We start from the raw sequence: 12,474 nt of genomic DNA, 5'->3' as shown, positions 1-12,474 counted from the left end.
TATACCAATGCAATAAATTTAAAAGATTAATTATATTTGGATTTAAATTAATTAACCTAATTTATTGCAATGCTGCTTTTGCTTTCTCAGCAATGGCTGCAAAAGCAACTTTATCATATACAGCCATATCAGCGAGTACTTTTCTATCTAGTTCTATAGCAGCCTTTTTTAAGCCATCGATTAAACGGCTATAAGATAAACCGCATTCTCTTGCTTGCGCATTGATTCGAGTAATCCATAACGCCCGGAACTGACGTTTTCTTTGACGTCGGTCTCGATAAGCATATTGACCAGCTTTAATGACTGCTTGTTTTGCTACCCGATAAGTACGACTGCGAGCACCATAGTAACCCTTCGCTTGGCTTAAAACCTTTTTATGACGTGCTTTAGCTGTCACGCCTCGTTTAACTCTTGGCATATTTAATCCCCCTTAACTACCGTGCAACATACGTTCAGCTAAACGCGCATCACATTGTTTTAATGTACCTGCTTCAACGCGCAATTGTCGTTTTTGTTTGCTCGATTTTTTAGTAAGGATATGATTCCTATAAGCACGACGACGCTTAATAGCACCACTTGCTGTCTTACGAAAGCGCTTTTGTGCACCCCGATGCGACTTTAATTTAGGCATAATTTATACTCCGCATTTATTTCTACAATAAATAATATGGCAGAATTAAGTTAATTAGCAAAAGGGTCTATTTTAAGGAGATTCATTGGCTTACTTACTGATTTAATAAAGCTAAAGCTTTAAAATATTAAATAAAATATTATATTTAAGTCACTAAATAGACTAATTGAACCATTTTCTCAACTAACGCAAAATAAATCCTCTGTAACGCTAACTCTTAAACTCAACCTACTTTTTTTTAGGCGATAAAACCATCAATAATTGTCGACCCTCACGTTTTGCATGTTGCTCGATAACAGCATATTCTGCCGTATCTTGTTGCAAACGCTCCATAAGTTTCATACCAATTTCTTGATGGGCCATTTCTCGGCCACGAAAGCGTAACGTCACTTTCACTTTATCACCGTTTTTTAGGAAACGTACCAGGTTGCGTAGCTTGACCTGATAATCCCCAGTTTCCGTCGTTGGACGGAACTTTAACTCTTTGACTTGAATTTGCTTCTGCTTTTTCTTTGCTTCAGCTTGTTTTTTGCTCAATTCAAAGAGAAATTTACCATAATCCATTAATTTACAAACTGGAGGTCGCGCAGATGGTGAAATTTCTACTAAATCTAAACCACCCTCTTCTGCTGCGCGCAATGCCTCGCGCGTTGATACAATCCCCAGCTGGTTGCCTTCATCATCAATTAAGCGAACTTCTGGTACATTGATTTGCTCATTAACGCGTGCGCGATCACTTTCACGCTGCTTGTTCGATACACTAATAGTTAAATCCTCCAGTTAGTTAACATAATAACGTTATATAGAATTTAATTATAACGCTAATATAATATTTTAAGGCAACTTTGCTAAACTACAACATTATTAGCAGCTAATGCGGGCGTGCGCTGGCCTTTAGTATTTACTTCCTTTTGTAAAACATCAATTAATCTTTCTAAAGTCATTGTGCCTAGATCCTGACCTTCTCTAGAGCGCACAGCAACTAAGTTATTTTCAACCTCTTTATCACCAATAATTAATAAATAGGGAATTTTTTGCAAAGTATGTTCGCGAATTTTAAAACCTATTTTCTCATTTCTCAAGTCAAAATTAGCTCGAATACCTTGTTTTTGTAAAATTTTTGTTACCTTTTGAGCAAAATCATGCTGTTTTTCGCTAATTGTAAGTACTATAGCCTGTACAGGAGCAAGCCACAAGGGGAAGCGACCAGCATAGTGCTCAATTAAAATACCCATAAATCGCTCAAATGAACCTAAAATTGCGCGGTGTAGCATCACAGGAATTTGTTTGCTTCCATCTTCTGCAATGTAGGAAGCACCTAATCGCTCAGGCATAGAAAAATCAACTTGAATCGTGCCACATTGCCAGATACGGCCTAGGCAATCTGATAAGGAACATTCAATTTTAGGGCCATAAAACGCACCTTCGCCGGGAGCATCTACCCAATTAATATTTCTATCTTGCATCGCTTGTTTTAAAGCATGCTCTGCTTTATCCCAAACTGAATCTGCACCTACTCTCTTTTCAGGCCGCAGCGCTAGGCGATACTTAATCTCGGAAAAACCAAAATCAGCATAAACCGATTCTACTAGCTCAAGCATCATGGCTACTTCAGATTGAATTTGATCTTCAGTACAGAAAATATGCGCATCATCTTGGACCATATTACGTACACGCATTAGCCCATGTAGTGCACCCGAAGGTTCACAACGATGGCAATTGCCAAATTCTGCAAAACGAAGTGGTAAATCGCGATAGCTTTTAAGCCCCTGATTATAAACTTGAACATGACAAGGGCAACTCATAGGTTTGACTGCATAGTGTCTGTTTTCAGTTTCAGTTACAAACATTTCATCACGGAAATTTTGCCAATGGCCCGATTTTTCCCATAGTGTTCTATCTACTAATTGCGGCGTTCTAATTTCTTGATAACCAAAATCCCCTAATCGATGGCGCATATATTGTTCAAGTATTTGATAAATGGTCCACCCCTTAGGGTGCCAAAACACCATACCAGGTGCAATGTCTTGAAAATGAAATAATTCTAACGCCTTACCAAGCTTGCGATGATCACGTTTTTCGGCTTCTTCAAGTCGATGTAAATAAATTTCTAATGCTTTCTTATTAGGCCAAGCTGTACCGTAAATTCTTTGTAGCATTTCATTACGGGCATCTCCTCGCCAATAAGCGCCAGCAACTTTCGTTAATTTAAATGCTTTTAGAAACCCTGTTGAAGGAACATGAGGACCACGACATAAATCTTCAAAATCGCCTTGTTTATATAAAGATAAAACTTCATCGGCTGGAATATCAGCAATGATTTTTGCTTTATATTCTTCACCTAAGCTACGAAAATAATTAATTGCCTCATCACGAGGTAATTCTCGCCTTGATACGGGTAAATCCTGTTTTGCTAATTCATACATTTTAGCTTCAATGCGCTGCAAATCTTCAGGTGTAAATGGACGCTCAAAGGCAAAATCATAATAAAAACCGTCTTCAATGACAGGCCCAATTGTAACTTGTGCACTAGGAAATAATTGTTTTACCGCTTGGGCTAATAAATGTGCTGCAGAATGTCTTATTACTTCTAAGCCTTCATCTTGTTTATCAGTGATAATAGTCAGTTCACAATCACCGTCAATTTGAAAGCTGGTATCAACTAATTTTCCATTAACACGTCCTGCCAATGCTGCCTTAGCTAAGCTTAGGCTTATATCCGAAGCCACATCTTTTACAGTAATGGGATAGTCATAATGCTTTACCTGACCATCAGGCAATTTAATATTTGGCATCTTGTACTCCCTCTAACCAACTGCCAGTTAAATTAAGATTATAAGTTATCTATTTAGTTAAAAAATAGTCATTTCCCAGCAGCATAGCCAGGATAGTAAGAGCAATTAAAGTAATTTACCCAAAATTGCTAAAAGATACCCTGCAAAAAGGGCTGAGATGGTAGGCACGAGTGGGATCGAACCACCGACCACCACCATGTCAAGGTGGTGCTCTACCACTGAGCTACGTGCCTATATTTCGCCCTCAAGGACGAGGGGCTCATTATATATGGGCTAATTTTACAAAGCAAATAATTTTATCCACTAACTTAAATTCCTTAACTTTCCTAAAACCAATAACTTTTAATCACAGTAGTTTCGAAATTAGTCAAAATTAAATTAGCTAAGGCTCAATCTATTTTTAATTAGATAGTTTTATGCGAATTAATATTGCCTTAACAAAAATAGTATAAAATTCTTGCATATTTGATTTATTTTTATTAGTAGAGGATTCTATGTTATTTTCTGAAGTACAACATCATTATGATGAATTTTGGAACAAGAATGTTTTTAAAGCCTATGAAACTATTATACAATTAAAAGAACGCCAAAATACAGGCTTTTTTAATAATAATAATATAGATTCTTTAAATTTAGCTATTAAACATTACTGTGTTTCCGTTTTAATTATACTCAAGGACTTAAATAAAAATATTCCTGCTTTTGAAGATTACGAGCGAGTACAAAATTACTTTACTGAGACTATTACTCAGGCTCTGGACGACTTTAAACAATTCAAGAATCTTAAATTAGATGTGCAAATGAGAGAAATTATTGATGGCGTAGTTACACGAATAGATACATTAAAAAATGAGTTTTCTTACAAAATAGAAAATCGTCATATATATAGTTTTAATCCATCAATTAATTATAAACCGTTTACAGAATGTAAAGAGGATGAGTTTGGCACTTTCTTCGAGCAAATGAATCTTAAGCTTAATTAAAAATTTTTTAACAGAGTAATGACCTTTAAAGACCATTTTTCAAAGTGATAAGATAGTCATTGCTAATTCCTTTTAATTTATTAACCGCAATCATTTTCCTAAAACGACTTAGAGCAATGTTTCTCAATCGCTTTTAATTCTAATAATCTTTTAATATTCTCTTAAGGATTTTTGTTTAAAATATATACAGTTTTTCTCTTTAGGTAGCTACAATGAAATTCGCTCAACTAGAAAAGAAATATAACGAACTCTGGAAAGAAAGAGTAAGATGTCGTGAGGAGATTAAACCCTTTGTAAGTAAAACACAAGCTAGCCAACATCTTGATTACTTCGCTTTAACCAAATTATCGGAATTATTCATAGAATACTGCGCTTTATCCTTTACAATGCTTAATCATTTAAAAACAAACAAGACTAAATTTGAAGATCCAGAAAACGTAGAACGCTATTTAAACAATAATATTAATGCTATTAAGGAAGATTTAAACGGACTTTCAGTGCTTTATGGTTCATTAGATGAAAAAGCAAAATTTTTTATTGTAGATCTTCTAAATAGATTAGATACGCCAGCTTATGAACCTTCGGTTGTAAGTCTTAACGATATGCAAGGAACTTTTTTCCAACGAGTAGAAGAAATAAAACAAGAAATAGAAGAAATTGAACAATCTAATTCAGCGTCGCGTTTACATTTATTTCGCTTTTAGAGAATACCACTTATCCTTTGATGTTAAAAAGCAGTCTAAAGACTGCTTTTTAATCCTTATATTACTACTTACCAATACTATATAGTACTTGATTAGGTAAGCGGGTTTTGTCTACTGGATAATCACCTGCTGGCGTTTTATCAGTGTGGTTACAGACAATTGCTTCGTTAGCGAGATCAAATTTCACTTTCACCTCTTTACTTGGTAAGCTTACTGTATGGAAAACAAACTCGCCTGACATAATACCTTTTTCAGAGCTGTTATTGACAGTAAATGTTTGTGCAGATTTACCTTCTATTTGTTGAATGCCACCTGGCTGAATATCAGCACCATTTAAGCGAACTTGAGTTACTAATAATTTATCAGGTAGATTATTTTTTACTTTAATTTCAAAGCCATCACAAGGAAGTGCAAAAGCATTTGTCGTTAAACCAGCAGCTAAAAGAGCAGGAAGACATATAGATTTCATTTTATTCATATTACACCTCATTCTTGTTATTAAACATTTATTCCTTGGTAAAGGCCTACGCTGCAACTAAATATCTGTAGGCCTAATGAGTTGGGCTAGCAAGTGTTTTTATCCGAGTCAGCGTTTAAATTTGCCAAGTTCACTGACTGTATTTTCCAACTAATTAAACTCGCCAACCATGTCAAATTAATATTGACAAGCTTAACAATATTGCAAGCCTCAGTTACTAAGTTACCATAGACAGATTATATGTCAATGCATTTTTGACAATATTAATTTATCAATAGAGACACTAATTGCCAAAAATATATCTTAATTATTAACCTACGACTTTTTCTAAATTAATTAACTTAAATAATTAACTGATTTTGTGACAGAATTATACTTATTTTTTTGACATTTTTTATTAAATAAAAATTTCATTATTTTAATGAATCAAATTTGAATGCAGTAATTAGTTATAAACTTTATAAGTTATTGAATTTAAAATTTTTATATTTTTAGCGTGCAGATTTTTTATTATTTAAGCAATGAATCTCGCCAAAAAATAGTGCCATTAAAATAAAATTGAACTTAATTAGTTTGACAATAGAAGCACAGTGCTTTAAATTTGAGACGTTTTTTTAAGGATAAATGAAACACCTTTAACTTGTTATTTTCTTTAAGTCAAAGGACCGTTTTTTTATCCTCTCCTATCTTAGGAAAATACAGCATTCGTATTACGTAAACCAGCTGAAATAAGGAATAAAAATGAAAATAAAAAAAATTAGCGCTGCTTTATTGTGCTCAGCTACTGTTCTTTTTGCAGGTAGTTCTTTTGCTCAAAATCAAGAACTGGCTCTAAATACCTTAAAAGGGTATGATTTACCCCCACATCAAGCGGTAAAATTTAATGGTAGCTGGTTTAGCAGTCAAAATTTCAAATGCACAGTAAGAGCAGAAAAAAACGATCAAAATCCTCTTTTAATTGAAGCATTAAAAAATCGTGCTGTTATTAATGGTGTTATCCTACCTGAAGGCAGCTTGATGACTGTATTAGTGAAAGTTGGCGATAAAATTGAATTTGAATTAGATGCTCGTGCAAAATTAACTATCACTAATGATGCTGATACCTTAATGAATATTCGTTGCAACTAATGTTAACTATTTTATATCAAAGTAGAGGTAATATAATGGTAAAAAAAATAAAGGCTCTTTTGCTTTGTACAAGTGCCCTATTGGCTACAAGTTCTTTTGCAACTAATCTAGAGTTAGCAAAAGGGATATCAAAAGAATATGATTTACCCCCAAACCAGGTACAAACACTTTCTAATTATTTCCCCTGGACTGTTACTGCAACTTGTAAAGTTAGAACTGAAAAAAATGCTAAAAGCGCAATCTATATTGAAGCTTTACAAAGGAAATTTATTGTTAATGGGCATATTCTTACTGAAGGCGATACACTAAAAATCGTTGTCTCTCCTAATGAAAGAATAGAAATTGAAGCTGATGCTCACGCTCAAGCTTATTTAACTAATCAAAGCGAACAATTAGTTAACCTCCATTGCAGTACCAAATAATTTTAAAGTTGGGTCAATTGACCCAACCATTTCAAAAATTCACTTATCTACTTAATTTAATTTTTACAAGAATAATTAGGATAAGCTTTAATCATTGCTTGATAAATATCGATAGTAAGCGATTTAATAGCATCACCCATGGGTGAATTTATCTCCCCCTCGCCGGCTTTGTTATTTAAGGCAACAGCAACGGTTATATTGTTACATGGGCTAAATAGATACATAACGCGGTATCCTAAAGTGCTGCCCTTATAACTCCAATAACGATTCTCAGTTTCGCTATCATAAATGTAAACTACACCTAAACCAAACCCATCTGGATCATCTTTACTTACAGTTGGAATCACCTGCCCAGTCTTTGTTGATACAACTGTCATTAATTCGGTTAAAGCATTTTTACGATGGTTATTATCAAAAAGCTCACCATGGTAGAGTATCTGAACCCATCGAATAATATCAGCAGTATCTGCGATAATTGCTCCTGCTGCAGCAGCCCAGGTTAAATTATTGCCAGTAGCATCAATCATTTTCTTCTTATCTTTGTCATAAAAATAACCATGTACCATTCGTGGCATTAGCTTTTGATAAATTTCTTCTGCATCATTGCCAGCTGGATAAAAAGTATTATTCAGCTGAAAAGGTACTAGAATCCTTGTTTTTAACACTTCAGCAAAGGGTTTATTGGTAATTTTTTCAATAATTAAGCTTGCTAAAATATAATTTGAATTTGAATAACTAAATTGCTTCTTCTGTTCAATAGGTTTATCAGGAAAAGCCCACTTTAGTAACTCTGCCGCTTCCCACTGCTTCTTAAAATTAGTCTTTTCCGCAATTTTATAAAAGTCTACGTTGCTTGAATAATTAGGTATATCACTTGTCATATTCAATAATTGTTTAATCGTAACATCTTTCCAATTGGGATACTGTGGTAGCCACTTACCTAAGTTGTCATTAATTGATAACTTTCCCTCTGCCTCCAATTGCAAGATAAGCGCTGATACAAACGATTTAGTAATACTACCTATTTCAAAAAGATTATCTTTAGTGACAGGGGCAGTATGAGGTGGTCGCCCAATGGTTCCTGTGAAATAGCTTACTATATTCCCTTTTAGGCTACCTTTCTCTGACGGGATAAATATAGAAGCAGCAATACCGGTAACTTGTTCCTTTTTTCCATCTGTAGCTAGGTAGTTATTAATGACTTGTTGTATAGCCGGTTCTTGTGGCTTAGAGAAGGTATTATCTGCATTTACCTCTGCAGTTATTAAATAAAACATCATAAAACTAAGTACATAAAGCTTCCTTTTCATATTATTTTCCCTAATAATTAATAATTCTTTAATTGTTTATACTGCAACTATCCTAAACTGGATTTACTAGAATAACTAAAATCTTTTTCAAGAATTTAAATCTTATTGAGATTATTTACCACATCTTCATGGCAATACCTTAAAGTATATTTTTTAGGTTAAGAAGGAATTCTACTATGGACTTAATTGAGCCAAGGCATATTAATGCGTCACTTGAGGATCTAAAGGGCAATAATGGTTTAGGACGTTATATTTTTTTAACTGGTTCAGATGAACGCGCAAAACACTTGGGTGAACGCTTTAATCAAACTATTATACGGTCTCATCCAAGGCAGCATAATTTGTACTTAGGAACGCTACCAAGTCAGTATGGGCAAATTGATGTTGGCGCAATATCCACAGGTATGGGCGGTCCTAGCGAAGACATCATAATTAATGAGTTAATTAATTTAGGTACCCGTAGACTTTTGCGTGTTGGTACAGCGGGTTCTTTACAGCCCAATCTCGTCAAAACTGGCCACCTCGTTATAGCAACAAGTGCAGTTAGAGATGATAAAGCTTCTTGGGATTATATTTATCCTGAATATCCTGCTATAGCTTCACTTGAATATTTGATCGCAGCAGGCCGAGCTAGTCAGTTTATAGCAGCAAACCCTATTCATTTTGGCGTGATACACTCCAAGAGTTCTCTATATGCACGTGAGTTTAATTTATCCATGAGAAATGACAATGAGCATTATATGAATAGTTTAAGACAAGCAGGCGTACTAGCTTCGGAAATGGAAGGCGCTCAATTATTTATATTAACCGCCTTAATGAATGCTAAATTAAACATAACTTCTACGTCACCTCACATCCTTAGTGGCTGCATTTTAGCCATCGTAGGTGATACAACAGCCTTTTCAAATGAAAACGAATTAGTTACGAAAACGATTAACGCAGCTATTGAGCTTAGTATAAAAACCACTGAAGAACTATTTTCTATAGATCAGAAACTAAAACCTTTATTCTAGATAAATGATTCTTATTGCAACTACCTATTTTATATTATATGGATTCCACATCAATGCTTTGCATTTTACGGGATAACGCTCATTTAATTTATTTGTTATTGGTTAGTAGAATTTTTGCTATTAAGATCATGAGAGAATAGTAGCAACACGATGTATAAAACATGATAAACAATATATTGCAGCAACTGCTCTTACAAATACGACCGATTTTATCAAATGAATTGATTGGTATGTATATAGGAGGTTCAGTCGCGACTAACAATTTCAATAGTAAATCAAGTGATATTGATTGTTACGTTATTACAACAGGCTCACTAGCTAAAAATAAAATTCAGCAACTTGAGGAAATGCATAAACAATTTTATTTGAGTAAACTAACTTATGCGAAAAAAGTTGAAGTCTCTTATATTTCTAAACCCACCTTATTAAACTTTAATCCACATGATACACGGCCCTATTTTAATGAGGGTAGCTTTTACCTGGCGCATTATAGAAATAATTTTATTATAGAATTATACGTGCTTAGAGAAAAAGGAATTCCTATTTGTGGCCCAAATATAAAACAATTAGTTAAAGAAATTACTGTCAAAGATTTAAGATTAGCTATGCAAAAAAATTTAAATGAATACTGGGAACCTATGCTAAATAATTTAGCAAAATTGAGGAGAAATGACTATCAGGTATTTGCAATTCTAACGATGTGTCGAACTCTATATACTTTAGAAACAGGTATGATAACCTCGAAAATAGAAGCTGCGCGGTGGACAATAAGCAATAATGATAATAGCGCTTGGAAAGATTTGATTGAAGAGGCGCTTTGTTGGACACAACATCATTCTTTTAATAGGTTAGAAGAAACGCAACAATTCATAAAATATGTACTTGATAAGAAGTGGGAACCCAGAGAATAACCTCAATTCTATTATGCTCTAATTATTCAGATCCTTCGATAAAGTTAGCCAATCGATCCAAGCTTATCTTTTCTTAAAAGATGCTCGCAAATAGAGTTAAAAATCTTTTTAATTATGAGATTTAATTTCTCTAAATCTTCTTCAACGCCTACATTAAACTTAATCTTGACGATTAAGGGGAAATGCTATCCTTAAAGCGACTTAATATTTCATCAGAAACAAATTCAATTAAGAAATCTTCTTCTATCCAAATCTCATATAAAGGACCACCCAAGCGAGGGCTTTTTCGATAATAATGCAAGCAGCCATACTTATTTGCTATCCTCTGAAGGTGGGTTATGGAAGTAGAGGCCTCTAATTGTATATGCGTTGAATTGCTCTGATCGATTTTATTAACTTTTTTAAAGGAAGCTCCTTCAGACGTAGGATACATTATCCAACCTTTAGGAAGTAGTTCAATAAGTTCATTCTTTCTTGCATCCCATAAACATATCCATGCGTCCATCTCGGCGATGCGAGTTTTAAATTTCAGAGGAATACCACCTGAAAGCTCAGAAATAACTTGAGCACATTTTTCGGGCGAATTTACAGCTACAGATAAGTGTCGAATGATGGCCATAAATAGTTAATAATTGTTTTGCTATAGATTACCTAAATTAGTTTAATTGAAAAACAGGTAATTCATTGTTTCACGAGGGAATAAAAAACCAGAGACCTAAACAATAAATTTATATGAATTACTTTGTCGATGATCTTTGTAAAGTGTTTATGTCAGCATGGAGAAAATACAGCTTATATTATGTAACCTACAATATGTAATTCATAATAACGGTAAGTATTTTGGCCGCGAGCATACTGTTTTCTACATGCTTATTTAAGCGAGCAGAGTATATGCCGACACCAATGACTTAATAACTGTATAAAGACTTTATAACATCTGCGGGCTGTTTGAAAAATAGCAGCCTCTGCGCCTCATTCCTTGGCGCAGTATTAGTTAATCGGCTTGGCTTATTTTTCTAATGATGAAGAAAACCAAAATATTGATAATAGTTTTTTATATTAATTAAATTAATATTATTTTAATTTAGGTTCAGAGTCCGGTTTCTTTAAGTCTTGTGTAAATATATCATCCGTTAATTTTTGGGCTTTATACATTCCATAAGCAGTAGCACTGGCTATAATTCTATCTCCTAGTCGGCCATCAACTAATTCTTTACCTACTTTCTTAGCGAAACTAGAATCAGCTAGTTTTATACCTGCTTGTCTAAAGAAACTATACATAATTAACTTATCTTTATGTCTAAAAAGGTGCTTAATTTTATCAATTTGTAATAATTTGTCAATAAATGTGCATTATTATATCAGTTTAAAACGAAAATCAATCTTATTCTTAAGTTTGGAAGTGTCCCTTTAGAATAGCTTGTGGAGATGATCATACCTTCATCTAAAACAAAGTATGAAGACTAAGAAAATTACATTAATCGTTACTGTATAACTCATAAAATTTTAAGTTTTAGGACCTCAATTCACAATTTAGGACTTCCTTTCCATTAGAACTTCTAGAAATGCTAAGGTTGATAAAATTTGACTGAGCTTTTAATATGACGATTGTTTGACTATACTAATTAGGTCAAACTGTTTTACCCTACAGTGCATAATAATCTCCCTAAATTGCCTGTATTTTAGTTTTTTTCTCCTAGATCATTGTTCGTCGTTACCCTAAAGGAATGAGTCATGAGTCAATACACTATCCATATAACTAATATACCGTTTAATACCACAGAAGGAGCCCTAAAAAGTGAATTTTGTAAATACGGTAAGATAGTTGAGATTTCTCTTATAAAAGATCGCTTTACAGGCCAGTCAAAAGGAATAGGTTTTATCACCTTTTCTTCTAAACATGAATCAGAGAGTTCTTTGGAAATGAATGGCAGAAACTGGTTAGGGCGAACCTTAAAAGTAACCCAATCCCAAAGCCGTATTTCTAATCCATATTAAAATACAATAATCTAGACATCTACATTGCTAAATATCGATATAAAATTGGCAATGCCTATTATAAAAATACATGCCTTAAATATCAAAACAAGCTTTAATTT

Annotated in this window: 15 protein-coding genes and 1 tRNA gene; 7 read left to right on the top strand and 9 right to left on the bottom strand. The window is 33.8% G+C overall.

The annotated features are described in order from the left end of the window. Positions 1–61 precede the first annotated feature (61 nt). The 5 genes from rplT to ACQUW5_RS12675 form a co-directional block, all read right to left on the bottom strand. Positions 62–418: a 50S ribosomal protein L20 gene (gene rplT, locus ACQUW5_RS12695; RefSeq protein ID WP_444991632.1), complete on the bottom strand. Its 357-nt coding sequence runs from the start codon at positions 416–418 to the stop codon at positions 62–64. Positions 419–430: 12 nt separating this feature from the next. Then, positions 431–631, bottom strand: coding sequence for a 50S ribosomal protein L35 (rpmI, locus tag ACQUW5_RS12690; protein ID WP_444991631.1), 201 nt, complete (start codon positions 629–631; stop codon positions 431–433). A gap of 228 nt (positions 632–859) precedes the next feature. Continuing rightward, positions 860–1,396, bottom strand: coding sequence for a translation initiation factor IF-3 (gene infC, locus ACQUW5_RS12685; protein WP_444991701.1), 537 nt, complete (start codon positions 1,394–1,396; stop codon positions 860–862). 83 nt (positions 1,397–1,479) lie between these two features. Next, on the bottom strand, positions 1,480–3,426 hold the full coding sequence (gene thrS, locus ACQUW5_RS12680) for a threonine--tRNA ligase (protein ID WP_444991629.1): 1,947 nt from the start codon (positions 3,424–3,426) through the stop codon (positions 1,480–1,482). 158 nt (positions 3,427–3,584) lie between these two features. After that, positions 3,585–3,659: transfer RNA gene (locus tag ACQUW5_RS12675), tRNA-Val, on the bottom strand. A gap of 261 nt (positions 3,660–3,920) precedes the next feature. Here ACQUW5_RS12675 and ACQUW5_RS12670 point away from each other — a divergent pair. Together ACQUW5_RS12670 and ACQUW5_RS12665 are read left to right on the top strand one after the other, a co-directional pair. Further along, entirely contained in the window at positions 3,921–4,409 is a 489-nt protein-coding gene (locus ACQUW5_RS12670) for a hypothetical protein (RefSeq protein WP_444991627.1), read from the top strand. Positions 4,410–4,621: 212 nt separating this feature from the next. Next, positions 4,622–5,113 carry a hypothetical protein gene (locus tag ACQUW5_RS12665; protein WP_444991626.1) on the top strand — a complete coding sequence of 164 codons (492 nt, stop codon included), beginning with the start codon at positions 4,622–4,624 and terminating at the stop codon, positions 5,111–5,113. Between the two features lie 64 nt (positions 5,114–5,177). Here the strand turns inward: ACQUW5_RS12665 and ACQUW5_RS12660 are convergent, their stop codons facing one another. After that, entirely contained in the window at positions 5,178–5,591 is a 414-nt protein-coding gene (locus ACQUW5_RS12660) for a hypothetical protein (RefSeq protein ID WP_444991625.1), read from the bottom strand. Between the two features lie 741 nt (positions 5,592–6,332). On the opposite strand from ACQUW5_RS12660, the gene ACQUW5_RS12655 reads away from it, so the two are divergent. Both ACQUW5_RS12655 and ACQUW5_RS12650 read left to right on the top strand, forming a co-directional pair. Further along, positions 6,333–6,719 carry a hypothetical protein gene (locus tag ACQUW5_RS12655; RefSeq protein ID WP_444991624.1) on the top strand — a complete coding sequence of 129 codons (387 nt, stop codon included), beginning with the start codon at positions 6,333–6,335 and terminating at the stop codon, positions 6,717–6,719. A 35-nt stretch (positions 6,720–6,754) separates the two neighbouring features. Further along, positions 6,755–7,141, top strand: a complete 387-nt coding sequence (locus ACQUW5_RS12650) for a hypothetical protein (protein ID WP_444991623.1) — start codon at positions 6,755–6,757, stop codon at positions 7,139–7,141. A gap of 56 nt (positions 7,142–7,197) precedes the next feature. Here the strand turns inward: ACQUW5_RS12650 and ACQUW5_RS12645 are convergent, their stop codons facing one another. After that, a complete protein-coding gene (locus ACQUW5_RS12645; RefSeq protein ID WP_444991622.1) occupies positions 7,198–8,451 on the bottom strand; it encodes a serine hydrolase domain-containing protein in 1,254 nt (417 codons plus the stop codon). Positions 8,452–8,627: 176 nt separating this feature from the next. Here ACQUW5_RS12645 and ACQUW5_RS12640 point away from each other — a divergent pair, with 176 nt between their 5' ends. Beyond that, a complete protein-coding gene (locus tag ACQUW5_RS12640) occupies positions 8,628–9,464 on the top strand; it encodes a phosphorylase family protein (protein WP_444991621.1) in 837 nt (278 codons plus the stop codon). Positions 9,465–9,625: 161 nt separating this feature from the next. After that, complete coding sequence (locus ACQUW5_RS12635; RefSeq protein ID WP_444991620.1) at positions 9,626–10,375, top strand: aminoglycoside adenylyltransferase domain-containing protein; 750 nt, start codon at positions 9,626–9,628, stop codon at positions 10,373–10,375. A 172-nt stretch (positions 10,376–10,547) separates the two neighbouring features. On the opposite strand, the gene ACQUW5_RS12630 is transcribed toward ACQUW5_RS12635, so the two are convergent. Further along, the gene (locus tag ACQUW5_RS12630) at positions 10,548–10,994 is read right to left on the bottom strand and encodes a hypothetical protein (RefSeq protein ID WP_444991619.1); all 447 of its coding nucleotides are present in this window, start codon (positions 10,992–10,994) and stop codon (positions 10,548–10,550) included. Positions 10,995–11,449: 455 nt separating this feature from the next. Next, entirely contained in the window at positions 11,450–11,656 is a 207-nt protein-coding gene (locus ACQUW5_RS12625) for a hypothetical protein (protein WP_444991618.1), read from the bottom strand. Positions 11,657–12,109: 453 nt separating this feature from the next. Between ACQUW5_RS12625 and ACQUW5_RS12620 the strand changes: the two genes are divergently transcribed. Beyond that, a complete protein-coding gene (locus ACQUW5_RS12620; protein WP_444991617.1) occupies positions 12,110–12,373 on the top strand; it encodes an RNA recognition motif domain-containing protein in 264 nt (87 codons plus the stop codon). Positions 12,374–12,474 lie beyond the last annotated feature (101 nt).

This window comes from Legionella pelazae (assembly GCF_052527395.1).
This window is presented reverse-complemented; position numbering and strand designations above follow the sequence as displayed.